The following is a 22256-nucleotide window of genomic DNA, read 5'->3' on the forward strand; positions in this document are numbered from 1 at the left end:
TTCAGAAAGGAGTCTTATGCCAGTCGTGATCCCTGCCACTCAAAGACCACAGATCCAGAACCGGCTGCTGCGACATCTGCCGGAAGCCGAACAAACCGCGTTATTGGCACAGGCGGAGCTGGTGCAACTGGAGTTTGCTGAGGCGCTTTGTCTACCCGACGAACAATATCAGCATTTGTATTTCCCGCTGACTGCGTTTATCTCGCTGATCGCCAAACTGCCGGGCCATCCGCCGCTGGAAATGGGCCTGGTCGGCTACGAAGGTATGTTGGGGGTCACCACATTGCTGCAAACCCGGCAAGTGCCGTCAGAAGCGATAGTGCAGGGCGCAGGCCTCGCCTGGCGCTTCCCGGTTTCGGTGATTGAAACTGCGTTGGCGCAAAGTGAGCACTTGGCGCCTTTGCTGCGCGTGTACATGTATCTGTTGTTGCGTCAGCTCAATAAAAACGCGGTGTGCGCCCATTTTCATCAGGTGGAAGCACGGTTAGCAAGATGGTTACTGATGAGTCATGACCGGATCCAGACCGACGAATTGTATTTAACCCATCAGTTTCTGGCCGACATGCTCGGCGTGCGCCGCAGCAGTATCACGGTCGCCGCCGGCGATTTACAGGCCAACGGCATCATTTTGTATAACCGGGGCCGGCTGCATATTCTCGACCGGCAAAGCCTGCTGGCACGCAGTTGCAGCTGTTATCAGCCTCTGAGTGGTTAGAACAACAACTAAACACCGCTATGTGCGTTACCGCACATAGCGATAAATTTTTTCTCGTATACTACAGCTGTATCTTTTTAGGTACGCTACCGCATAAGGATCTGCTATGACGATTGACCCGCCGGCAGTTAAAGCTATAACGGAACAACCGAACACCAAAGCTATGCAGCCTCCTCCAGAAGCAAACCGCCTGTTATGTGAACTCCCTGAAGACGTCAAACACCGGATTAACCCACACCTGGAACTGGTGGAACTCAAACTGGGTCAGGTGATTGGTGAAGCTGGCTGCAAGATGCGTTACGTGTATTTCCCGGTCGATTCGATCATTTCACTGTTATATGTGATGGAAAATGGTGCTTCGGCAGAAATAGCCGTCGTTGGCAATGATGGCATGGTCGGTGTGGCGCTATTTATGGGCGGCGAAAGCACCACCAGCCGGGCCGTAGTACAAAGTGCAGGTTATGCCTACAAGTTGTTTGGTCAGCGCCTGAAAGATGAATTTAACCGCCACGGCGCTTTGTTATATTTGCTGCTGCGTTATAGCCAGGTGTTGTTAACGCAGATGGCGCAAACGGCGGTGTGTAACCGCCATCATAGTATCGAACAGCAGCTGTGCCGCTGGTTGTTGTTGTCGATAGACCGGCTGCCGAGTGATCATTTGCTGATGACGCAGGAACTGATTGCCAATATGCTCGGCGTGCGCCGGGAGGGCGTTACCGACGCTGCCGGTAAACTGCAGCGAATGGGTATCATCAATTACAGCCGGGGTCATATCGAAGTGGTGAATCGCAAGCTGTTGGAAGACACCTGTTGCGAATGTTACAACGTGGTCAAACATGAATCGGAACGATTAATGCCACCGGGGCATTGCGGTAAATTCTAATAAGTGACAGAAAAAGAACAGCGGCATTAGCCGCTGTTCTTTTTTCTGTCGTGCGGAAGTCGTTATTGTAACAGCAAGCGAAACAGCACGCGCATATTGGCCATTGCTGCGCTGGAGCGCAGTTCAGACGGCGTATTTTCCACTTCGGCCGGCGACGCTTCGCCATAGCCGATACTGGTCAGCCGGGCTGGGGTTAGCCCGCCTTCATTGGTCAGATAGTCCTGCACTGCTTGTGCCCGGCGCTCGCTAAGCTGCTGATTGTAAGCTTCGGTGCCACTGGCCGAGGTGTAACCGGCTATCTGTACCTGTGTATCCGGTTGTGTTTTTAACGTTGCAACATGCTGCGCCAGAATAGTTTTGGCGGCAGGCGTCAGCGCAGACTGGTTAAACTCAAAATGTACGTCGGCCAGTTCTATCAATACCGGCGCAGCGTCTGGCGCTGCAGGCGATGGCGCTGGCGGATCGGCGTACGGTTCCGGTGCTGCAGTTGGCTCGGGTGCTGCCGTGGGCTCAGCATAAGCGGTGCGCTGACCATATTGGTACACCAGGCCCAGCGACAGCAGCTTCATATCGCCCTGGTCGCCCCAGAGATCATCCAGCCGGTAGCGTTCCAGTTCGAGCCGCATGCCCCAATCCGGCGTCAGCTGATATTCCAGACCTGCACCAAATTTATGTTTCAGATAGTGCTTACTGCGGTCGTACTGATCCAGATTGATCGGCCGCTGATACTCAAGCCGCGAATCAGTGTCGTTATAGGTCAGACCCAGTCGCGCCGTGACAGCAAAGGCACTGCCTAATAACATCCGCGCCACCAAATCCAGATTGGCCCCCTGATCACGCAAATGACCAGCGAGCGGATACGTGCTGCCAGTCGGCGTGGCGGCTGTGACAGCGGAGAAATCCACTTCACCGAGGCGAAAATAACCGCCCTCCAGTGCCAGATAATCATTCAGCGCGAATCCGGCAAACAGTTTATAGCCGGTGTCATTGGTATTGCGCGACAACGACGCCAGCGGTAAACCTTGCGCCTGCATATCACGTTCAAGTTGTGAGGTATCGAGACTAAGCCGCGATTCGCCAACACTGGCACCGACATACCAGGAAGGTGTTTCCATCCGGTAGCTGTCGGCCATTACGAGCTGTGGCAAAACTAAAACGCAGCCGCTGCAGAACCACAACGCCAGTGTTCGCGGCGTCAACCGTGGGCAAGATGCAACAGATGCGTCAGCGGGCAGTGCCGGGGCGACGCCTTTGGATTGTATTAACATAATCATCTCCAACAAATCCGGACCCGCCTTACGGGGGCGGAACCGGCAATAAACGGGACCGTCTCTAACTGCGGGCCTGAAAGACATCAACCAGCAGCAGGATCAGCGCAAATACCAATAACGCGTGGATCAGGCTGCCAATCCCTATCGGCGCTAACAGCCCAAGCAGCCACAGCACCAGCAATACCAAAGCGACGGTTCTTAACATGTCAGTTCTCCTATGGGTTGTTGGCCAGCTGACGGCGCGTCCGCGCTGGCCACACTGTCAGTCACTGCTGTAAAAGCCATCTACCTTGCGCTGCCACTGCGGATCGGCCATCGCCGGCCACAGGGCACGGTCAAAACCCTCCTGACGCTGTAATTCGGTATGTTCAGCTTCAACGCTAAAGTGGCGCTGGTCAGCATCCAGCACTAATGCATGCCAGGGCAGGGCGAACAGGCGCGGCGGTGCGACAAACGAACTGGGATAAGCCAGCACTGCATAGCTGATCCGGCCGGTTTTCAGGTCCAGCACTATGCTGTCTAGCGTGCCTAATATCTCACCGCGATGATTCTTCAGCCGCTGGCCGACCAGCTTTTTACAGCCAAGCAGCAAAGTGTCGGGATTGTCCGAGTTGACCGGATAAGGCTCGGCCTGCCCGGCATGGATTGCACCATGGTTTGCGGTATTGTGCCGCTGCGGGTTAGCGCCGTAACTGGACCCTGGTGCTGATAAGGTGGCTTTGTGGTGTTTGTTCATCGGACGCTCCTGTGTCATGACATTCACTCCCTGCAACATGGCGGGTTTATCTGCGTTGATCTGTGCGCTGCAGCACCCAGTCCGTAAAAGCCCCGGCAACAACCCCGATTTGCTAACAGCATTGCCACAATTGATGCCATGCGCGCTAACGCACCGACTACAGCCTGCTGACTTGCCAAGCTGCACGTCCGGTTCCTGCAACTCTGCAAGGCGCCGAATTACCCTGAGGTCCTTATGAATAAGTTCACCGAACAGAATAAAGCTGCTGCAAAAATCGACCCGAATACCACCACTGCAAAAACCGACGCGCTGGCCAAAACGGCCAAAGATGACTCTAAGGCTGCGGCCAGCGACACCACCAACATGAGCAAAGCGGTTGCCGCCGACAAAGCTAAATTGGACGCAACGACACGCACACCGGCCGAAAATGGCAAACCGGCGGACAGCGCGAAAAAAGACGCCTTTAACGGCAAATGGCACAGCCAGATCCAGGCGGCGAAAAGTAACTGGAGCAAAATCAGTGAAAGCGAATTACTGAAATCCGGTGGTGTGGAAACCAACCTGACTGATTTGGTGCAACAGCGTTATTCGCTGAGCCAGGACATGGCCAGCAAACAGGTAAAAAGTTTTATTGATAAATGTCATTGCTAAGTGAAATTGCACCCGGACCTGACCTGTCAGTGGCGCATAAATAGTTGATCCGCCACTGGAGTCTGGCCCTGTGCAGCACAACCGGCGCTGCCGATGCAGCACCGGTTATCTTTTCCCCAACAGGAGCTCGCTGATGAACCCTCTCTATCGCAAGTTTATGTTCGCCTCGGCCATTTTATTAACGATGGCACCGCAAACAGTTCTGGCCGCCGATGCAGTCACCACCTCAATGGATGACGTGCGACAGGAAGCACAAATCGCCACCAGCTATGCGTTAAATCCATATTTGCGCGCCAATGACCTGAAAGTCACAGTGCAAAAAGGCAAAGCGGTACTGACCGGTAAAGTGGATGAAAAAGTCAGTAAAGAACTGGCCAGTGAAATCGCGCTGGGTGTTTCCGGCATCACCGACGTTGACAATCAAATTGTGGTTGAAGCCAGTTATGTGCCGCATTTTGGCCAGGGTGGTTATGGCGACAAAATTGATGACGCCAGTATTTCTGCCGCTATCCGCTCAAAATTGCTGTGGAATAAAGACGTGGATTCGGTGGGCACCGATGTCAAAACGAAAAATGGCCGGGTCACCCTGACTGGCAGTGCCGACAGTCAGTCCGCCAAAGATATCGCCAACCGGCTGGCAATGAATACCCGCGGCGTGATGTCTGTGACCAACAATCTGAAAATTCAGGATCATCCGATGAGCGACGACGATAAAGCAAAAGCGAAAAAGCAGGATGAAAGTCACAACATTTCGGACAGCTGGATCACGGCCAAAGTGAAATCCAGTTTTATGTACTCCAGCAATATCAGCGGTGGCGACATTGATGTCAGCACCAACAACGGCATTGTGACGCTGACCGGCAAAGTGGCCAGCGGCATTGAACGTTCACTGGCGATCGAAACTGCGCAGAATATTCGCGGCGTCAAAAGTGTGACCTCAAAAGCATTGTTGTTCTGATATGCCGGATCCGGCAGAGCCTGGCAACACAACATGCCGGGCGCTGCAGGGCTTTTGTCCTGAACACTCCCGGTATCAAGAACCCGGGCAAGGAGTTGCAGATGTCGAATCAAATGTTGAATCAAATGTTGAATCAAATCCAGGGCTGGCTGCCGGACTGGCCGCGCTTACCATTCTGGCCGCGACTGCCGGTCTGGCGCTGGTTGCTGCCGGTGATAGCGCTGCCGGTGCTGGTACTGACCGGCGCTGCCGCCTGTAGCTCTTCTCCGCTGGCCACCACCGATGAAATGAATCGGGCTGAGCGTACTATCGCCCGGGCCGAGCAAGACCGTGTTGGCCAATACGCCGCCAGTGAACTGGCCGAAGCACGACAAAAACTGCAGGCATCACGCAGCGCCTTATTGCAGCGGGACGCCGTCAATGCAGATCGCTATGCCATGCAAGCCACACTGGATGCCGAGCTGGCTGTAGCCCGCGCAGATTTGGCGCAGGCCAATAGTGTCAACGACGAGATGAAGACCAGTCTCGGTATCCTGCAGCAGGAAATGCTGCGTAACACGCAAGGAAATCAGCCATGAACCTGCCCTTTGTTTTGACCCCGTTACGCCGGGCGCGCCAGCTTTGCTGGTATGGCTTGACGCTAACTGTATTGACGGCCTGCAGCAGTGCACCAAAGCTCGCCAGTGGCATTACCGATGTCCGCGCTGAACTCAGTGCACTGCAGGCCAATCAGGAACTGGCTGTGTTGGCGCCAACGGCGATCACGCAAGCTGAACAGGCGGTGCGCGCGGCGGAACAGCCGGTAAAAGATGAAGCATTATCCAGCCATCTGGTGTTTGTCGCCGACCGCAAAGTGAATATTGCCTGGGCGCAGGCGCAAAGTCGTTATGCCGAAGATCAGCAAAAAGTGCTGGCCAAAGCGCGCGATGACGCCCGGCTGGATTCCCGCACCCGTGAAGCCGATTTGGCGCAGCAGGATGCGCGCAATGCCCGCACTGACGCTGCGGCGGCTCGCCAGCAAACTGATGTGGCGCAGCAGCAGGTATTAACTGCCAAAGCCGATGCTGATAACGCGGCGCAATTGGCCAGCGAACTGCAGGCACAAATAAAACTGCTGAACGCCCGCCAGTCGGAACGGGGTTGGGTGGTGACCTTGGGTGACGTGTTATTTGACACCGGCAAAGCCAATCTGAAGTCCGCCACCAGTCAGCATCTGAGCGATCTGGCCTCGTTTCTCAGCAAGTATCCGCTACGGGGCGCCATTATTGAAGGTCACACTGACAGTGTCGGCAGTTCGGGTTACAACCAGGGATTGTCGCAACAACGTGCGGACAGCGTGCGGAATTTTCTGTTAGGCCGCGGCATTCAGTCCGGCCGGCTCAGTAGTCAGGGCAAAGGGGAAGAGCTGCCGATCGCCGGCAATGACTCAGCGGGCGGACGTCAGCAAAACCGTCGGGTCGAAGTGATCATTACGGAACCGGCGCTAGCCGCGCGCTGATCCGTAGCATCAATATCAAGCATCGCAGCTGCCGGGTGTGACACCGGCAGTGTTTTTTTCAATAACGGAGTGATGATCATGATTACCTTCACAACACCAAACTGGTACCCGCTGACCTACCTACAGGCTCAGGGGGAGCAGATGCTGCAAATGATGGGCTGTACGCCCTATGACAACAACACCGGTCGTGGCGGCAAAGCGGCAAAAGCCGAAGGCATAGTGCCGGCTGGCGCAGTTGCTGATGCGCTGGCGTTATTGCAACAACACAGTGACGCTGACGCCCAGGCCGCCGTACAGACTGACTCGCCAGACAACAGCAACCTGGCCGGGCATATCGCGCCGGTATTGCAGCTGGAATCACAAATCAGTCTGGCCGCCCGTACCTTTCCACTACTGCAGTTACTGCAGGCCGCTCAAACGGCGGGCCAACCGGTAATTTGGCGTCATTCTACCAACAGCTGACCGGCGCTGCGCCTGCAACGCCGGGCGAGATAAAGGTTAACCGGTAGTCTTGCCATTCATTGCACTGATGCGAAAATGCCGGCCACCATCCGCTTTGGCGGCGTACATCGCCTGATCAGCCTTTTCAATCAGGCTGGCCAGAGTCTGACCATGTAACGGGTAAATCGCGACGCCGAGACTGATTTGTGGCACTATGACCTGCTGACTGATGGTCATCGGTTGCGTAGCACAATGCAGCAGTTTGTTAACCAGCAGCTGGACATCACGTGGTTCACAGGTCAGTGGCAACAGCAAGACAAACTCGTCACCGCCATAGCGGCAGACGGTGTCAGTGATCCGCAAACATTGTTGCAACCGCGCCGCTAACTGCACCAGTACCTGATCGCCGGTACTGTGGCCAAAGTGGTCGTTGATTTGCTTAAAACGGTCAATATCGATAAATACAACTAACACTTCGGTATGTTGACGTGTCGCTTGGCGGAAGGCTTGGGAAGCCCGATCACTTAGCAACAGCCGGGTTGGTGTCTGGGTCAGAAAATCGAGCTGACTTTGTTGGCGCAGCCGCTCAAAGGTTTGTAGGTCGTTGGCAATTTGCTGGCGGGCCTGATAAAGCTCAGTGCGTAACCAATTGTTTTCAATCACGAGTTGCTCTGGAGTCAGTGCTGACGTTGCACTGTGCACCAATAATGCCTGTTTGATTTTTTCAGCCATGTTATTTGCTCTCACAATCCCTTTTTACGCACTGCTGTGCTGGTGGCTGCCTGACAACATCACGTCTGCCTTGCAGAGACGGTTAAAGCTTATCAACTGGTCTTTAGATGATCGGTTCGATATCCCACATGGCTGATGCTCGTGGCTGTGGGCTAGCGCACCGAACATTGGTTAAACGCGAACGATAATAGCGCCGTCTGTACAGCAATACCGCTGACACTCCGCTGTTTTTGCCGCTGTATTATTTAAGTAAGGACACCCATGATCATCAAAGCGAAGACTGAGAACACAACACCGCTGCGGGCCGGCTTTAACAGCTTGGTGCCGGATCCGGATAAATGGCTGCAGTTTGACCAAAACCAACGATTGTCCCGGGCACTGCGCAGCAAAGCGACTTCGGAGCAGAATTTTTGGCATGGCTGGAGTGCCATGTTGGTGAAGTTACATTTGAAGACCAGCCCCGGTAAATGACCGGGCCAGCGCGCGCGACCGCCGCATTGTTTGCACAGAAAAAGCCACATGTTTTAGCCATTTAGCAGCGGTTTGCCGGCTGTGACCACCAGCCAGGCTCATCCGTTGCCATTGACTTACCCGCTTGACATCACAGTGGTTGCACCGGCTTTGATTGTCATTGCATTATAATAAGATTATAATGGCGGGTTGCTGTACTTTTAATGTTCAAATCAGGAGTTGATTAGATGCAATCTTTTTCCGAATCGCAATGGCGTGTGGGTATTGATGTGATTGTCACTGATTCAACCAGTGAATATTTTGGTCTGGTGGGTTCTGTGGTACGGATCTCCACACGGGAAAAAGCCGTCAGATGTTCAGTCAATTTTGACGGCGATGTATACGGCTTTGAAAAAGACGACCTGCAAATCGCGACGCTCTGAACACATTATTGTCGAATAAAGTTAAATAAAACAGTTATTTAAACTTGATTGATGCTACGGCCGAAGCATAGTTCGGCCAATTAATTTCCCGCTGAACGCCCCGTTATTTCACCGCCAGGTCTGCCGCAAATATAACTTTTGCACACCATAACGCTGACATTACTGCCGCCACTACCCGCTGTTTTGCTGTATTTGACATTGCTGGGTCTGAGAGCGCTGTGTCTGAGAGCGCTCTGGCCGAGAGCGGGTCTGCGGGCTGTGATCGCAGTGCGGCATGACGCTGTTGATCTGTATTTAGCCTGCTATACCGGGGCAAAATTCAGGACACGCCAGTTACGAAGATGCTTCACCGTCGCGTTTGGCGATCCTGGCTTTGTAATCAATACCATGGTCCGTGAGATAGCTGCGGATCAATTGCCGCAATACCTGCGACGGGGTGATGTCCTGTTGCAGACACAACTCTTCTAATGCGGCTTTTTTATCCGGGTCAATCAAAATGGTTAACCGCGCAGTTTTCTTTTCCATAGGCACACTACTTAGTTAAGGTTGTTCAGTACTGGCAGAATCAGATCTGGGTCTGTCCGGTGTATTTGCTGCATCTGCTGGTTGTTACTATGGCATTGTAAGGTGATTGCAACCAGTTGCCAATGTCACTGCGTCCGCCGCGAGCGGCACCGAATCATCCTGCGCAATGTAAATCTTCCGGCTGAAACCGCGCCATTTTGGCGCTCTGGTAGCAACCAACGAGCGGGTGGACGACAGTTGCAGCAGATCTGGAATTACGTTGCAATACCGGGGTAAATGCAGGCAATGTTTCACAATCACCACCGGACCTGATGCATGACACATATTATTTCACTCAGCCATGCCTGTGCGCTGTTGCAGTCCAGTTCGCTGCACACCGGGACGCATGCGCATCTGGCCCATCAATGGACCTGCAGCCTGGATGGCCGGCCATTTTCACTGTGGCTGGACGACCACTGGCAGCAAATGACCCAGGTATTTATTCCATCGCAAACGCCGCATCAGTTTGCTGATCAGACGGGCCAGTTTTTAACGCTGTTAATCGATGCCGATTGTACTGTGCAATATCAGGCGCAATTGCAACAGCTGGTGCAGCAGTATTTTGCCAGCGGCGTTGCTGCGCCTGATGTGCCGGTATCAGTAGCGGAATTTGTCCAGGCGCTGGCAAGGCTCAGACAGATCAGCGATGTGCGTATTCGACAGGCTTTGACGCTGATCCAAACAGCTGAACAAAACACCGATTGGTCGGCCGACAGCCTGGCGGCGGCAGTGGCATTGTCCCCCGGGCGGTTTTTACATTTATTTAAGGCACAAACCGGGGTACCGCTGCGTAAATATCTGCTCTGGCACAAACTACGCCGGGTATTTCTGGCGCTGACAGCCGCTGCTCCTTCGTCATTTACCGAGCTGGCGCTGGCTGCCGGCTTCTATGACGCGGCACATTTGGCCAACTATATCCGAGTTTCTTTCGGGTTGTCTCTGCGTGAAATTGTGCAAAACAGCCAGTTTTTCCAAGACGAACCGCACCGCACCAGGCTGTAATAACCCCTGCAGGTCAGCGACAACAGGGGAGTCAGATGCAACGCAAATTACGCCGGCTATACCGGATTGAATTAACGCAGGCAAAACGTTGTTATCACCAAGGCTTGTGGTCACAGGCCTTTGGTCATCTGGAACGGGCGCATGTGTTAGGGCAACGTTTTCTGGTGGCGCATTATGTCACGCACTGGTGGATGCTGAAGTGCGGCTGGCGACTGGGCTCGGTCAAAGAAGTCTTGGGCCAGCTGTTGCGATTGCTGGCGGTATTACCGGGGTTTCTGACCGGCTGGGTACCACTTGGCAATACCGGTGGCGCCAATGTGTCGGCGATCAGGCCGATGCCATTACCGGACGACATCAAGGCATTGTTGCCGTCAAACCCGATCCGCCGCGATATTGCTATCCGGCTGCTGGTGTTGGTTTTTGTTCTGCTGTTCGTGCTGCTTATTCGGTAAACCGAATTGTTGATTTGATGCGGATATCGGGTCAAACCAGTCCGCCACCGCTTGCTTTATCCCATTCATTTTTACGCCTTCTTTACGCCAGCCCCTGTTTTGCATCTGGAGACTTTACGGCCGGAACTCTGACAATTCTCAGTGGAATTACCCCCTGAGGAAAAGTGATGAACTGGTTGTTGTTATTCACCCTGTGTGCTCTGGCGCTGGTGCTGGCGGAAGCCATGCGTGCGCCGGAAAAATTTTAGGAGCGGCAATGGACGTTGTATTGATTTTACTGGCGGCGGGGCTGTTATCCTGGCCGCTTGGCCGTTATATGACGGCAGTGTTTGCCGGTGCGCCGCACTGGTCCGATAAAATATTCGCCGGACCGGAGCGGTTGATCCTGCGTCTGCTCGGCGTCGATGGCCGGGCCGGTATGAACTGGCGGCAATATGGGCTGGCGTTTGTCGCTGCCAATTTACTACTGGGCATCCTCGCTTATGTCCTGTTGCTCTGTCAGCATCTGTTACCGCTCAATCCGGATAACGTCGGTCCGCTGAGCTGGGATTTAGCCCTGCATACCGCGGTGTCCTTTTTAACCAATACCAATCAGCAACATTATTCCGGCCAATTGCAACTGAGCTTTTTCAGTCAGAGCGTGGTGCTGGTCACCCTGCAATTTTTAACCCCGGCGATGGGCCTGGCGCTGGCGCTGGCTGTGCTGCGCGGCATGACCGGTGGTCTGAACTCAGCGACGGCGAAAACCGGTGAACCGCGTAACCTCGGTAACTTCTACCAGGACACTCTGCGTGCTTTGACCCGTGTGTTGCTGCCGTTGTCGGTGGTGCTGGCGCTGTTGCTGGGCAGTCAGGGCGTGCCGTCGAATTATCAGGCGGCAACTGAAGCTGTGTTGCTGGACGCACCGCAAAGCGCCGAACAAGCGCAAGCGCAGCGCATTCCACAAGGCCCGGTTGCGGCGATGGTTGCCATCAAACAGCTCGGCACCAATGGTGGCGGCTGGTATGGCCCGAACAGCACAAACCCGCTGGAAAACCCAACACCATTCTCCAATGCCTTACAAACCATCGCGTTAGTGCTGGTGCCAATGGCGATGTTGTGGCTGATGGGCGGCATGTTGAGCCGTACCGCTGCTGTTGCCGGTGGCTCAGGCACGCATGCCGGGCTGACGTCGCAAGCGGGTCAGGGTTTTGCCCGGATGAGTTTTGCCGTGATGGCCGTGCTGAGCCTGTGTTTTATTGCGGTAGCCGTTTATAGCGAAATGCAACCGAATGCGGCTTTTGCCGGCCTTGGCGCCACGGGTGGCAACCTGGAAGGTAAAGAAGTGCGTTTTGGTACTGATTTGTCGGCGCTGTGGTCGACGCTGACTACCCAGACTTCAAACGGCTCGGTCAATGCGATGCATGATTCGCTGAATCCGCTGGCGGGCCTGATCAGCCGGGCCGGTATGCTGATCAACGCGATCTGGGGTGGCATTGGCTGCGGCCTGATTAACTTTATCGTCTACATCTGGCTGGCCGTGTTTATTGCCGGGCTGATGATTGGCCGCACGCCGGAGATCTTTGGCCGCAAGCTGGAGAAAACCGAATTGAGCTGGCTCGGCCTGTTATTGGTGCTGCCGAGTGCGGTGATCCTGGTGTTGACCGCGATCACGCTGTCGGTACCGGCCTGGACCGGCAACAGCAATCCAGGTCTGCACGGTATTTCTCAGGTGTTTTATGAATACACCTCCGCCTTTGCCAACAATGGTTCTGGTTTTGAGGGGCTCGGTGACAACACGCCATGGTGGAACCTCAGTACGGTGCTGGCGCTGCTGCTGGGTCGTTATCTGCCACTGTTGATCCCACTGCTGATTGCCGGTCGTTTGGCGAGAAAAGCCGTGACACCACCCGGCGCTGCCAGTCTGCCACTTCATAGCCTGACCTTCGGCGTCACTGTGGTGGTGGTGATCCTGTTGCTGAATTTCCTGTCGTTCCTGCCGTCGATGGTGCTTGGCCCTATTGGCGAAGCCCTTGTTGACCTGCGTTAGTGCCTTAATTCTGTGGAGTCTCTGATGAATCATTTTATGCGGATCAGCACCAGCGCGGTTCGTACAGCCAGTCTGGATGCGTGGCGCAAACTGGCGCCAATGCAGGCAATCAAAAGCCCGGTGATGTTTGTGGTCTGGGTGGGCACTGTGCTGGCGTTTGCTATGACAGCGCAGCGCCTGGCACAAGGCGAGCCTTATGGTTTTGCGCTCTGTACCAGCCTGATTTTGTTTTTTACCGTCTGGTTTGCCAACTTTGCTGAAGCCATCGCCGAAGTGCGCGGTCGCGATCAGGCTGCCAGTTTAAAAGCCACGCGGCGCGATTTAACCGCCACTTTGCGTAATAAAGCCGGGCAGCTGACGCAGGTCAACGCCAGCGCGCTGAAAAATGGTGATCTGGTGGTGGTTGAGGCCGGCCAGCTGATCCCGGCCGATGGTGAAATCGTGTCAGGTGTGGCGTCAATCAATGAGTCGGCGCTGACCGGTGAATCGGCGCCGGTGCTGCGCGAAGCCGGCACTGACCATTCCGGTGTGATCGCCGGCACTATGCTGCTGAGCGGCCAGATCGAAGTGCAGGTCACGGCGGAATCCGGCCATAGCTTCTTAGACAAAATGATCCGGCTGGTCGAAGGTACGCAGCGGCAAAAAACACCGAACGAACTGGCGCTGACGGTGTTGTTGGCGGCGCTGACCCTGGTGTTTTTGCTGGCAGTCGCAACGTTACCGGCGATGGCAGAATTTGTTGGCATCACGCTGGACCCGCTGCTGCTCATCGCCTTACTGGTGTGTTTAATTCCGACCACTATTGCCGGTCTGTTACCCGCTATTGGTATCGCCGGGATGAACCGCGCTTTGGCTGCCAACCTGATTGCTAAGTCGGGTAAAGCGGTGGAAGTAGCCGGTGACATTGACACCTTGCTGCTGGATAAAACCGGCACTATCACCTTCGGTGACCGTCAGGCCACAGCATTCCTGCCGCTACCGGGCGTGACGCAGACCGAGCTGGTGCGCGTTGCTGTGCTGAGTTCGTTGCAGGACCCGACACCGGAAGGCAAATCTGTAGTGAAACTGGCCCGGGATCTCGGCGATGTGACGACTTTGCCGGACGGTGCCGAGTTTGTGCCATTTAGTGCAGAAACCCGCTTGTCTGGTTTACGCCTGGCTGCTGCAGGCCTCGCGATTGCAGACCACGCGGTTGCTGACCACGCGGTTGCTGATCAGAGCTTTGCCTACAAGGGCGCCAGCGATGCGATCCGCCGTTTTGCGGTGGCGCAGGGACTGGCGGTGCCACAGGCACTGGATGCCATCGTCAGCAAAGTCGCGCAGCAAGGCGCCACGCCGCTGGTGGTGGTGTCGCAGCAACGGATACTGGGTGTGATCCAGCTGTCTGACGTGATTAAACCCGGCGTGGCGGAACGTTTTGCCAAACTGCGCGCATTGGGTGTGCGCACCGTGATGGTGACCGGTGACAACCCCATCACTGCCGGTGCTATTGCCGCGGTGGCCGGTGTTGATGACTTTGTCGCCGAAGCGCGGCCGGAAGATAAGCTGGCGCTGATCCGGGCCGAGCAGGCCAAAGGCCATCTGGTGGCGATGGTCGGTGATGGCACCAATGACGCGCCGGCCTTAGCACAGGCTGATGTTGGCCTCGCGATGAATTCCGGTACTCAGGCGGCCAAAGATGCCGGCAATATGGTCGATCTGGATTCAGACCCGACCAAATTACTGGCCGTGGTTGAAGTGGGCAAACAGCTGCTGATCACTCGTGGCGCGCTGACCACCTTTTCGCTGGCCAACGACGTCGCCAAGTACTTTGTCATTATTCCGGCCGTGTTTGCCGCGTCAATGCCAGGCATTGGCTTGCTGAATCTGATGCAGTTGCCTGATCCGCAAATTGCTGTGATTTCGGCGCTGATTTTTAATGCGGTGATCATTCCGCTGCTGATCCCGCTGGCACTGAAAGGCGTGGCGATTCGTGCCATCAGCGCAGAAAAGCTGCTGCGCAATAACCTGCTGATCTACGGCCTGGGCGGTCTGCTGCTGCCTTTTGCTGCGATCAAACTGATTGACCTTAGCCTGAACTGGATGCTGTGACATGAACATCAATACTTCTGTAGCGACAAATTTTGCAACCAATAAACAGCCTCCAGCCGATGCGCCTGCTGCGCAGCACGCCTTATGGCAACCGGCTTTACGCTTCAGTCTGGTTGGGCTGGTGCTCTGTGGCGCTTTGTATTCCGGCGGCGTGACGCTGCTGAATCAATTGCTGTTTCCGGCGCAGTCGGCCGGCAGTTTAATCCACAGTGCGGATGGCAAAGTGCTGGGCTCGGTGCTGGTGGCACAGCCGTTTAGCGCTGAGCACTATTTTCATGGCCGGCCAAGCGCGGTGAATACTGACCCGATGAATACGGCGGGTTCGAATCTGGCGCCATCAAACCCGGCGCTGCGCGAGCGGGTGGCGGCTGACAGTGCGCGTCTGAGTGCTTTGTACCAGGTGAAAGCCGATGCATTGCCACTGGATTTACTGGCCAGTTCCGGCTCCGGTGTTGACCCGCATATCAGCCCGGCGGCCGCGCAGTTACAGGTCACGCGGGTCGCCACTGCCCGGGGATGTGCCACTGCAACTGTGACAGCCTTGGTGGCGCAACAGACGCAAGCGCCGCAGTGGGGTCTGCTCGGTGAGCCACAGGTTGCCGTGTTGCCACTGAATCTGGCGCTGGACCAGGCCTGTCCGGTGCCAGCGCCATAACAGCGCGATTTGTGACCGGCCGATTTTTGCTGTGATTTAACGGGATAGCAGCGACTGCGTGGCCGGCAACAGTGGTTGTTGTACAGGCCACCACTGTTGGTGGGCCACGCAGTTTTTTCCCCGTACTCTTTGTGAAAGGATCTTTATGAAAGCTTTATCTCGTGCTGTGTTGAGTTTCGGTAAAATTATTCCGCTGGCGACGCTGTTGTGCTGTGCGCCCGCGCAGGCAGACGCCGTGCAATCCGGCTGGCAAAGCAGCGGCAATCTGACTTATATCTCGGACTATCTGTTTCGCGGCATCTCGCAAACCAATGAAGGCATGGCGTTGCAGGGCAGTCTGACACTGGCCCATACCGACGGCTGGTATGTCAGCAGTTGGGCCTCGAATATCCGCTTTGGTGAGGGCAGCATGGAACTGGATCTGCTGGCCGGCCGCAAATGGGCGCTTGATGACGACATAACGTTGGATCTCGGCCTGATGCAGTACCGCTATCCACAAGGCCACAACAGCAGCAATGGCTTTAACTACTGGGAAGCCTACAGCAAGCTTGGCGTGGGGCAGTGGACCTTTGGTCTGGCGCTGACCGACAACTATTTCGCCAGCGGTGTGGGTAAATTCGGCTACCTCAGTGCCGACTGGCAACAGGCGCTGACCGAGATTGTGCAGCTGCAGGCGCATGCCGGGCTGAACCGGTTCGCAGCCGCCGGTGAGTTCAGTACTTTCCTCGGTGGCAGTGCACAGGCGTCATCGTATCTCGACTGGAGTCTGATGCTGCAGGCGCAGTGGCTGACGCTGGACTGGGCGGTAGGTTTCGCCGGTACTGATATCTCGGCACAGGCTTGTCCGGCGCTGTGTGATGACCGGCTGCTGTTGCGCTTGAGCCGTAATTTCTGAGGATCTAAACAATGAGTTCGACCCGCTTTCCGCAGCCAGATCCCCGCCGGCAACAGGCCGATGCGCTGTTAAAATCACTGACGCCCAGCGGCGGCCAGCTGAAAATTTTCCTTGGTGCATCGCCGGGGGTTGGCAAAACCTGCGCCATGCTGGAAGCCGCCCGTGAGCGGCAACAGCAAGGAGTGTCGGTGCTGGTCGGACTGATTGAAACTCATGGCCGCAGCCATACTGCGGCCTTGCTCAGCGATTTTGCGGTATTGCCGCGGCGCGAAGTACAGTATCAGGGGCAGCTGCTGACAGAGTTTGATCTGGATGCTGCGCTGACACAACAACCAAAACTGATCCTGGTCGACGAGCTGGCGCACAGCAATATTCCCGGTAGCCGGCACAAACGGCGTTATCAGGATATCGCCGAGTTGTTGGCCGCCGGAATTGATGTCTACACCACAATGAATATCCAGCATGTGGCCAGTCTAAACGACCTGGTGCTGCAGGTCAGCGGGGTGCGGGTGCGCGAAACGGTGCCGGATCAGTTTATCGACGATGCGCATCAACTGGTATTTGTTGATTTGGAGCCGGCGCATTTGCTGCAGCGGCTAGAGCAGGGCAAAGTCTATTTGGGAGACTTTGCCACACAGGCGCAGCAGCAGTTTTTCCAGCTGGAAACCTTAACGGCGCTGCGCGAAATGGCGATTAAGCTGGTGATGCATCATGTCGACTGCCAGCTAAAAACCGAACAACAAGCCAAAGCGACCAGTCAGGATTACACCATCGCCGACAAACTGCTGGTGCTGATCTCCAGCCGGCGTGACCATGAATATCTGATCCGTATCGGCCGGCGCGTGGCGGAAAAACGTCAGGTGCCCTGGGTTGTGGTCTGGGTCGATACCGGGGCGATGCAATATCAGGCGCAGCAACAACGGCTGCAGGCGGCTTTTGCTTTAGCGCGTGAACTCGGCGCCAGCACCGATGTGTTGCGTGGACCTTCGACATTGCAGACCATCGGGCCTTATATCACCGAGCAACGGATTAACGCCGTACTGGTCGGTGCCGGCACACCGCGTTGGTGGCAACCCTGGCGTAAACCTTTGTATCAGCAGCTGGTCAATAGCGGCCTGCCGCTGGAGGTGTCAGTGTATCGCGCCGATGCCTGCAGCCATGCCGAATTGCCATTACCGGCCACCCCTTTTGGCCAGACCGCCGGTTATGGTGTCGGCGTGCTGTTGATGGCGCTCGCCAGCGCCGTGGCGCTGGTGTTGCACCGCGTGCTGGACAACGACAATCTGGTGTTGATTTATGTGTTGGCGGTGGTGGCCTGTGGCCTGAAATACGGCGCTCGACCGGCGATTTTTACCGCCGTCTTGTCGTTTTTCAGTTTTAATTTTTTCCTGACAGACCCCTATTTCAGCTTTAACGTGAATAAAAGTGACGACCTTGCCACGCTGATTTTTTTGCTGGTGATTGGCATGGTCTGTGGCCCGGCGGCATCAAAAATTCGCCAGCAGCTTTTACTGCTCAAAGCCGCCAATCGTTTTTCCGAATTTCAGCGCGATTTTGCCGCCCGGCTGACCGTGGTGCATCAAACCGAAGAACTGGCGCAGGTACTGGCGGCGCAACTGAGCAGTGCGCTGCAGGCACCGGTGCATCTGGCGTTAAAAGCAGAAAACCAGTGGCAGTTATTGCCGGCGACCACTGAACCATTATTACCGATTGATGGCGCGGTTCTCGACTGGTGCCGCCAGCATCAGGCGATGGCCGGCCGCTTCAGTGATACGCTCAATGCCAGCGTCTGGACGGCGCAACCCTTGGTGGTACAGCAGCAGACGGTGGCGGTCCTGATGGTGCGGTTTCCGTCCCAACAGGCCGTGTTACGGCCGGATGACGAGCGCCTGATCACCAGCTTATTGCAACAGGCCGGCTCGGTCTGGCAACGCATCAGCCTCAGCGCTGAGCTGGAAAGTTCGCGGGTCAAAGCCGAGATGGAGCAGCTGCGCTCCGCGTTGTTAAGTTCAGTGTCGCATGATTTGCGCTCGCCGTTGTCGGCGATGATGGGCTCGGCCGAAAGCCTGCTGGTGCTGGAACAACAGCTCAGCGCGACGGACCGGCATGAACTGCTGCAAACGATTCTGAGCGAAAGCCAGCGTCTGGACCGTTACATTCAAAATTTATTGGATATGACCCGGTTGGGACATGGCCAGCTGAAACTGGAACGCGACTGGGTGTCGGTCAATGATATTCTGGCCAGTGCGCGGCAACGTTTAAAACGGTTTTTCCCACAGCAGGAATTGTTGTGTCAGGTCAGTGCTGAATTGCCGCCGCTGTTTGTCCATGCGGCACTGCTGGAGCAGGCGCTGTTTAATATTCTGGAAAATGCCGCCCGCTACAGCCCGACGGATGTTGCGATCCGGGTCACCGCCGAACTGCGCGCCGGCAGATGCCATATCGAAATTGAAGATGAAGGCCCGGGCATTGCGCCGGACTTACGCGAAAAAGTGTTTGATATGTTTTATGTGGTGGCTGATGGCGACAGCAAACGCCACAATACCGGTATGGGGCTGGCGATTTGCCGGGGCATGATTGGCGCGCATGGCGGCACGGTCGAAGCCCAGGCCGCCAAAACGGGTCAGGGTTCCTGTTTTGTTGTGGAACTGCCGTTGCAGGCGCAAGAGGAGATGGTGTGAGCGTAAAAGTACTGGTGGTCGACGATGAGGTCCAGATCCGCAAAATGCTGCGGATTGCACTGAAAAGTGTCGGCTACGAAGTGGTTGAAGCCGACAGCGTAGAGACAGGTCTGGCTGCCGCCGTGCGCCAACAACCGGATTTGCTGGTGCTGGATTTAGGCTTGCCGGACGGCGATGGCTGCGAGCTGCTGGCGGAATTGCGGAGTTTCAGCAAAATGCCGGTGATCGTGTTATCAGTGCGGGCCGGTGATCGCGATAAAATTCAGGCACTGGATTTAGGCGCACAGGATTTTGTCACCAAGCCGTTCAGTGTCGAAGAATTGCTGGCGCGGGTACGGGCGCAGCTGCGTGACCGTCAGGTGCAACCGGTATCTCCGGTGCTGAGCGACGGCCATTTGCGGATTGACCTGGCGCTGCGTCAGGTGCAGGTGGCAGGTCAGCCGGTAGAGTTAACGCCAAAAGAATATGCGGTGCTGGCGGCGCTGGCGCAGCAAGTGCACAAAGTAGTGCTGCAAAAGCAGCTGCTTGAGCAGATCTGGGGCCCCAGTCACGGCAGTGACACTCATTATCTGCGTATCGTGGTCAGCCATTTACGGCAAAAACTCGGTGACGATCCGACCGAACCGCATTACCTGAAAACTGAAGCGGGCGTCGGTTACCGGCTTTGTGTCTGAGCCGTGATGCCGGAGCCCCTGAATCTGCCAGTGCTGTGGCAACTAATGGACGCGGAATTGGCAGGAAATGGCAACGCCAGTCAGTTTGAATTTTGACCGAAATGCTTGACCAGCATCGTTCTGCAGGTTAAAAAACAAAGCGCGACAATAGGTTATGTTTAGGTTAAAAAATATACTGGTCAGACCTAAAGCAAGCTGGTAGCATGCGCGCCACATTCAGGTTGTACAGAGGACTGTGTTGTATGAAATGGGCTGTAATCTCCGCGTTATTCCTTGCACTGGCTGGTACTTCAGCACAGGCATCTGTGATCACTAATGGTAATTTTGAAGACAACGTGATTGGCAACAACAGCTGGCGCTGGTTTGGTGCTGATCAGGTAAATGGCTGGGATGGCAGCAATCTGGAGATCTGGCGTGGTTATGCCGGCGTGCAGGCCTATAGCGGTCAACAGTTTGTTGAATTAAATGCTCACGGCAGCAATAACGGCGCCTGGTCGATTTTCCAGACCTTTAATACCGTCAGCGGAGCACGTTATCAACTGAGTTTCGCCTACCGCGCCCGCGCCAGCGACAACGAAGTGTTCAGCGTGTCAGTGGCAGATCTGAACCAGATCATGACGGACCACAGCACTGGTGAATGGCGTCTGTTTACCGGTTATTTCACCGCCGGCAATACCAGCAGTTTGCTGCGTTTTACTTCCGGCAATGGCGGCACTATCGGTAACTTTATCGATGATGTCAAAGTGACGGAACTGCCGCCGCAAATCGCTAGCAATCCGGTACCAACAGGCCCAACGGGTGTGTTATTGGCTATCGCCGCTGCAGCCATGTTTTGGCGTCGCCGCGCAGTCTAACCGACGAATCTCTTGAAAAGCCGCAGCTCAGTCTGCGGTTTTTTTTATCTGCGCAATAGCTTAATTCACCTCAGATGCTCTTGGAATGCATTACTCTGATATCCGGACGAGATATCACCGATGCGTTGATAAAGGACTCCCGGATGATTGATGAACAACTGCGTAAAGTCATTGAAGGCATCACCAATACTTATGGTGATGAGTTTTTTGTCGCCATTACCGGCCACCTGCATGACATCATTAGTGCTGACTATACCTTTGTCGCCCGGCTTGATTTGGATAGCTACCAGGCCTCGACTATCGCACTGATCGCCAAAGGACAACGAGCGGAGAATTTCAGTTATTCCTTGCTAAATACGCCTTGCGCCAATGTGGCAGACAACAGCGTGTGCTTTTATCCCCGGCAGGTCTGTAATGTGTTTCCCGATGACCAGCTGTTAATTGATATGAAGATTGAAGCTTACATCGGTACACCGCTGCTGAATGCTGCCGGAGCAGTGATTGGTCTGATTGTTGGTTTGTATGAAAAAGAAGTGCCGGATGGGGCGCAAACCAAAATGCTGTTTCAGTTATTGTCTGGTCGGATCGCGGCGGAACTGCAGCGACATGATTATGAGCAACGTTTGTTGCTGCTGAACAATGCGCTGGAAGAAAAAGTGTCGGCAAGAACCGCAGAGCTGGAGCGTACCCTCAGTGACTTGCAACAAACCCAACATAAATTGATCGAGTCGAAAAAAATGGCCTCGTTGGGAGTGTTGGTCAGTGGTATTGCCCATGAAATCAATACTCCGCTCGGCATCGCTATCACAGCGGTCAGCTCAATTTCTGAAGATCTCCGTACACTGGGCAAAGCCATTTCGCAGCGGCAGCTGACCATTGAGCAACTCAGGTTGTTTCAGCAATCTACCACTGAATTAACCGAATTAATGGAGCGCAATCTGTTGCGGGCGGGCGAGTTGGTGGAGAACTTTAAAAAGTCGTCGGCTGACCAATACTCAGATGAGTTTGGCGTCGTCAGATTAAAAGCCTATTACCTGTTAGTCGTTTCAACGCTGAAGTCATTTTTGAAAAGTAACAATGTAAAGGTAGAGATTGATGCGGATGATGCGCTGACCTTTGCTACCTTTCCGGGTGTGCACGCCCAAATCCTGACCAACCTGATTATGAATAGTATTCAGCATGCATTTGGCCAAACGCCTGAACCATTGATCAAGATCCGAGTGCGGATGGATGCAAATGGTCTGGATTTCTTGTATGTTGACAATGGTTGTGGCGTTGCAGACATGATTAAACCACAGATTTTTGAGCCTTTTGTCACCACGAACCGCTCTGGTGGGGCGACTGGGCTTGGTTTGTTTACCGTGTTTAATCTGGTGACGCAAAAGTTAAAAGGTCAACTGGAGTTAAATGCGGACACAGGTTTTTCCCTGCGGATCCAGATGCCGAAGTTAGCACAAAGCTCCATTTGCAGAGCTGATGGCTAACGCTGCTTTGTTTACGACCTGACAAAACAGGGAATATTGTAAACAGCTTGAATCTTCCCACATTTGGTTTTGGCTTACTGATTTACATTTATTGTTT

General features: G+C 54.8%; 24 protein-coding genes. 19 read left to right on the forward strand and 5 right to left on the reverse strand.

What is annotated here, in order from left to right; genetic code table 11:
• The first annotated feature begins 16 nt into the window (after nt 1-16).
• A complete protein-coding gene (locus ACQ66Q_RS16945) occupies nt 17-715 on the forward strand; it encodes a Crp/Fnr family transcriptional regulator (protein WP_430457873.1) in 699 nt (232 codons plus the stop codon).
• Between the two features lie 163 nt (nt 716-878).
• Entirely contained in the window at nt 879-1598 is a 720-nt protein-coding gene (locus ACQ66Q_RS16950) for a Crp/Fnr family transcriptional regulator (protein ID WP_430458566.1), read from the forward strand.
• 62 nt (nt 1599-1660) lie between these two features.
• Here the strand turns inward: ACQ66Q_RS16950 and ACQ66Q_RS16955 are convergent, their stop codons facing one another.
• From ACQ66Q_RS16955 to ACQ66Q_RS16965, 3 genes are all read right to left on the reverse strand, one after another.
• Nucleotides 1661-2866 (reverse strand): OmpA family protein, encoded by a 1206-nt coding sequence (locus ACQ66Q_RS16955; RefSeq protein WP_430457874.1) that lies wholly within the window; start codon nt 2864-2866, stop codon nt 1661-1663.
• 64 nt (nt 2867-2930) lie between these two features.
• Nucleotides 2931-3074, reverse strand: a complete 144-nt coding sequence (locus tag ACQ66Q_RS16960; RefSeq protein ID WP_377239761.1) for a lmo0937 family membrane protein — start codon at nt 3072-3074, stop codon at nt 2931-2933.
• A 57-nt stretch (nt 3075-3131) separates the two neighbouring features.
• Nucleotides 3132-3605: a PRC-barrel domain-containing protein gene (locus ACQ66Q_RS16965; RefSeq protein WP_430457875.1), complete on the reverse strand. Its 474-nt coding sequence runs from the start codon at nt 3603-3605 to the stop codon at nt 3132-3134.
• Nucleotides 3606-3839: 234 nt separating this feature from the next.
• Here ACQ66Q_RS16965 and ACQ66Q_RS16970 point away from each other — a divergent pair, with 234 nt between their 5' ends.
• The 5 genes from ACQ66Q_RS16970 to ACQ66Q_RS16990 all read left to right on the forward strand — a co-directional run bounded on the left by ACQ66Q_RS16970 (nt 3840) and on the right by ACQ66Q_RS16990 (nt 7174).
• Complete coding sequence (locus tag ACQ66Q_RS16970; protein WP_430457876.1) at nt 3840-4256, forward strand: hypothetical protein; 417 nt, start codon at nt 3840-3842, stop codon at nt 4254-4256.
• A 133-nt stretch (nt 4257-4389) separates the two neighbouring features.
• A complete protein-coding gene (locus ACQ66Q_RS16975; RefSeq protein ID WP_430457877.1) occupies nt 4390-5214 on the forward strand; it encodes a BON domain-containing protein in 825 nt (274 codons plus the stop codon).
• A gap of 101 nt (nt 5215-5315) precedes the next feature.
• Nucleotides 5316-5792: a DUF4398 domain-containing protein gene (locus ACQ66Q_RS16980; protein ID WP_430457878.1), complete on the forward strand. Its 477-nt coding sequence runs from the start codon at nt 5316-5318 to the stop codon at nt 5790-5792.
• Nucleotides 5789-6712 carry an OmpA family protein gene (locus ACQ66Q_RS16985; protein WP_430457879.1) on the forward strand — a complete coding sequence of 308 codons (924 nt, stop codon included), beginning with the start codon at nt 5789-5791 and terminating at the stop codon, nt 6710-6712. Before ACQ66Q_RS16980 ends, ACQ66Q_RS16985 begins: the two co-directional genes overlap by 4 nt.
• 78 nt (nt 6713-6790) lie before the next feature.
• Nucleotides 6791-7174, forward strand: coding sequence for a DUF1840 family protein (locus ACQ66Q_RS16990; RefSeq protein WP_430457880.1), 384 nt, complete (start codon nt 6791-6793; stop codon nt 7172-7174).
• 36 nt (nt 7175-7210) lie between these two features.
• Here the strand turns inward: ACQ66Q_RS16990 and ACQ66Q_RS16995 are convergent, their stop codons facing one another.
• Nucleotides 7211-7885, reverse strand: coding sequence for a diguanylate cyclase domain-containing protein (locus tag ACQ66Q_RS16995; RefSeq protein WP_377239776.1), 675 nt, complete (start codon nt 7883-7885; stop codon nt 7211-7213).
• A 261-nt stretch (nt 7886-8146) separates the two neighbouring features.
• Between ACQ66Q_RS16995 and ACQ66Q_RS17000 the strand changes: the two genes are divergently transcribed.
• Both ACQ66Q_RS17000 and ACQ66Q_RS17005 read left to right on the forward strand, forming a co-directional pair.
• Nucleotides 8147-8356 carry a hypothetical protein gene (locus ACQ66Q_RS17000; protein ID WP_430457881.1) on the forward strand — a complete coding sequence of 70 codons (210 nt, stop codon included), beginning with the start codon at nt 8147-8149 and terminating at the stop codon, nt 8354-8356.
• Nucleotides 8357-8583: 227 nt separating this feature from the next.
• A complete protein-coding gene (locus ACQ66Q_RS17005; RefSeq protein WP_430457882.1) occupies nt 8584-8778 on the forward strand; it encodes a hypothetical protein in 195 nt (64 codons plus the stop codon).
• Nucleotides 8779-9111: 333 nt separating this feature from the next.
• On the opposite strand, the gene ACQ66Q_RS17010 is transcribed toward ACQ66Q_RS17005, so the two are convergent.
• Complete coding sequence (locus ACQ66Q_RS17010; RefSeq protein ID WP_377239782.1) at nt 9112-9303, reverse strand: ribbon-helix-helix protein, CopG family; 192 nt, start codon at nt 9301-9303, stop codon at nt 9112-9114.
• A 315-nt stretch (nt 9304-9618) separates the two neighbouring features.
• Between ACQ66Q_RS17010 and ACQ66Q_RS17015 the strand changes: the two genes are divergently transcribed.
• The 10 genes from ACQ66Q_RS17015 (at nt 9619) to ACQ66Q_RS17060 (ending at nt 22159) form a co-directional block, all read left to right on the forward strand.
• Entirely contained in the window at nt 9619-10344 is a 726-nt protein-coding gene (locus tag ACQ66Q_RS17015; RefSeq protein WP_430457883.1) for a helix-turn-helix domain-containing protein, read from the forward strand.
• Nucleotides 10345-10379: 35 nt separating this feature from the next.
• The gene (locus ACQ66Q_RS17020; protein ID WP_430457884.1) at nt 10380-10796 is read left to right on the forward strand and encodes a DUF3703 domain-containing protein; all 417 of its coding nucleotides are present in this window, start codon (nt 10380-10382) and stop codon (nt 10794-10796) included.
• Nucleotides 10797-11052: 256 nt separating this feature from the next.
• Nucleotides 11053-12825, forward strand: coding sequence for a potassium-transporting ATPase subunit KdpA (gene kdpA / locus ACQ66Q_RS17025; protein WP_430457885.1), 1773 nt, complete (start codon nt 11053-11055; stop codon nt 12823-12825).
• Nucleotides 12826-12849: 24 nt separating this feature from the next.
• On the forward strand, nt 12850-14916 hold the full coding sequence (kdpB, locus tag ACQ66Q_RS17030; RefSeq protein WP_430457886.1) for a potassium-transporting ATPase subunit KdpB: 2067 nt from the start codon (nt 12850-12852) through the stop codon (nt 14914-14916).
• 1 nt (nt 14917) lies between these two features.
• Nucleotides 14918-15571 carry a potassium-transporting ATPase subunit KdpC gene (kdpC, locus tag ACQ66Q_RS17035; protein WP_430457887.1) on the forward strand — a complete coding sequence of 218 codons (654 nt, stop codon included), beginning with the start codon at nt 14918-14920 and terminating at the stop codon, nt 15569-15571.
• A 145-nt stretch (nt 15572-15716) separates the two neighbouring features.
• Entirely contained in the window at nt 15717-16466 is a 750-nt protein-coding gene (locus ACQ66Q_RS17040; RefSeq protein ID WP_430457888.1) for a TorF family putative porin, read from the forward strand.
• Nucleotides 16467-16477: 11 nt separating this feature from the next.
• Complete coding sequence (locus tag ACQ66Q_RS17045; RefSeq protein WP_430457889.1) at nt 16478-19147, forward strand: DUF4118 domain-containing protein; 2670 nt, start codon at nt 16478-16480, stop codon at nt 19145-19147.
• A complete protein-coding gene (locus ACQ66Q_RS17050; protein ID WP_430457890.1) occupies nt 19144-19821 on the forward strand; it encodes a response regulator in 678 nt (225 codons plus the stop codon). The genes ACQ66Q_RS17045 and ACQ66Q_RS17050 overlap by 4 nt, the downstream gene beginning before the upstream one ends.
• 242 nt (nt 19822-20063) lie before the next feature.
• Complete coding sequence (locus ACQ66Q_RS17055) at nt 20064-20675, forward strand: DUF642 domain-containing protein (RefSeq protein WP_430457891.1); 612 nt, start codon at nt 20064-20066, stop codon at nt 20673-20675.
• A gap of 143 nt (nt 20676-20818) precedes the next feature.
• Nucleotides 20819-22159 (forward strand): sensor histidine kinase, encoded by a 1341-nt coding sequence (locus ACQ66Q_RS17060; RefSeq protein WP_430457892.1) that lies wholly within the window; start codon nt 20819-20821, stop codon nt 22157-22159.
• The last annotated feature ends 97 nt before the right edge of the window (nt 22160-22256 follow it).

Source organism: Rheinheimera sp. (assembly GCF_965283995.1).
Lineage (GTDB): Bacteria > Pseudomonadota > Gammaproteobacteria > Enterobacterales > Alteromonadaceae > Pararheinheimera.

Excerpts from the sequence above, each read along its gene's own strand:
- ACQ66Q_RS16945 (WP_430457873.1), top strand. The coding sequence starts at position 17 with ATGCCAGTCGTGATCCCTGCCACTCAAAGACCACAGATCCAGAACCGG.
- ACQ66Q_RS16950 (WP_430458566.1), top strand. The coding sequence starts at position 879 with ATGCAGCCTCCTCCAGAAGCAAACCGCCTGTTATGTGAACTCCCTGAA.
- ACQ66Q_RS16955 (WP_430457874.1), bottom strand. The coding sequence starts at position 2,866 with ATGTTAATACAATCCAAAGGCGTCGCCCCGGCACTGCCCGCTGACGCA.
- ACQ66Q_RS16960 (WP_377239761.1), bottom strand. The coding sequence starts at position 3,074 with ATGTTAAGAACCGTCGCTTTGGTATTGCTGGTGCTGTGGCTGCTTGGG.
- ACQ66Q_RS16965 (WP_430457875.1), bottom strand. The coding sequence starts at position 3,605 with ATGAACAAACACCACAAAGCCACCTTATCAGCACCAGGGTCCAGTTAC.
- ACQ66Q_RS16970 (WP_430457876.1), top strand. The coding sequence starts at position 3,840 with ATGAATAAGTTCACCGAACAGAATAAAGCTGCTGCAAAAATCGACCCG.
- ACQ66Q_RS16975 (WP_430457877.1), top strand. The coding sequence starts at position 4,390 with ATGAACCCTCTCTATCGCAAGTTTATGTTCGCCTCGGCCATTTTATTA.
- ACQ66Q_RS16980 (WP_430457878.1), top strand. The coding sequence starts at position 5,316 with ATGTCGAATCAAATGTTGAATCAAATGTTGAATCAAATCCAGGGCTGG.
- ACQ66Q_RS16985 (WP_430457879.1), top strand. The coding sequence starts at position 5,789 with ATGAACCTGCCCTTTGTTTTGACCCCGTTACGCCGGGCGCGCCAGCTT.
- ACQ66Q_RS16990 (WP_430457880.1), top strand. The coding sequence starts at position 6,791 with ATGATTACCTTCACAACACCAAACTGGTACCCGCTGACCTACCTACAG.
- ACQ66Q_RS16995 (WP_377239776.1), bottom strand. The coding sequence starts at position 7,885 with ATGGCTGAAAAAATCAAACAGGCATTATTGGTGCACAGTGCAACGTCA.
- ACQ66Q_RS17000 (WP_430457881.1), top strand. The coding sequence starts at position 8,147 with ATGATCATCAAAGCGAAGACTGAGAACACAACACCGCTGCGGGCCGGC.
- ACQ66Q_RS17005 (WP_430457882.1), top strand. The coding sequence starts at position 8,584 with ATGCAATCTTTTTCCGAATCGCAATGGCGTGTGGGTATTGATGTGATT.
- ACQ66Q_RS17010 (WP_377239782.1), bottom strand. The coding sequence starts at position 9,303 with ATGGAAAAGAAAACTGCGCGGTTAACCATTTTGATTGACCCGGATAAA.
- ACQ66Q_RS17015 (WP_430457883.1), top strand. The coding sequence starts at position 9,619 with ATGACACATATTATTTCACTCAGCCATGCCTGTGCGCTGTTGCAGTCC.
- ACQ66Q_RS17020 (WP_430457884.1), top strand. The coding sequence starts at position 10,380 with ATGCAACGCAAATTACGCCGGCTATACCGGATTGAATTAACGCAGGCA.
- kdpA (WP_430457885.1), top strand. The coding sequence starts at position 11,053 with ATGGACGTTGTATTGATTTTACTGGCGGCGGGGCTGTTATCCTGGCCG.
- kdpB (WP_430457886.1), top strand. The coding sequence starts at position 12,850 with ATGAATCATTTTATGCGGATCAGCACCAGCGCGGTTCGTACAGCCAGT.
- kdpC (WP_430457887.1), top strand. The coding sequence starts at position 14,918 with ATGAACATCAATACTTCTGTAGCGACAAATTTTGCAACCAATAAACAG.
- ACQ66Q_RS17040 (WP_430457888.1), top strand. The coding sequence starts at position 15,717 with ATGAAAGCTTTATCTCGTGCTGTGTTGAGTTTCGGTAAAATTATTCCG.
- ACQ66Q_RS17045 (WP_430457889.1), top strand. The coding sequence starts at position 16,478 with ATGAGTTCGACCCGCTTTCCGCAGCCAGATCCCCGCCGGCAACAGGCC.
- ACQ66Q_RS17055 (WP_430457891.1), top strand. The coding sequence starts at position 20,064 with ATGAAATGGGCTGTAATCTCCGCGTTATTCCTTGCACTGGCTGGTACT.
- ACQ66Q_RS17060 (WP_430457892.1), top strand. The coding sequence starts at position 20,819 with ATGATTGATGAACAACTGCGTAAAGTCATTGAAGGCATCACCAATACT.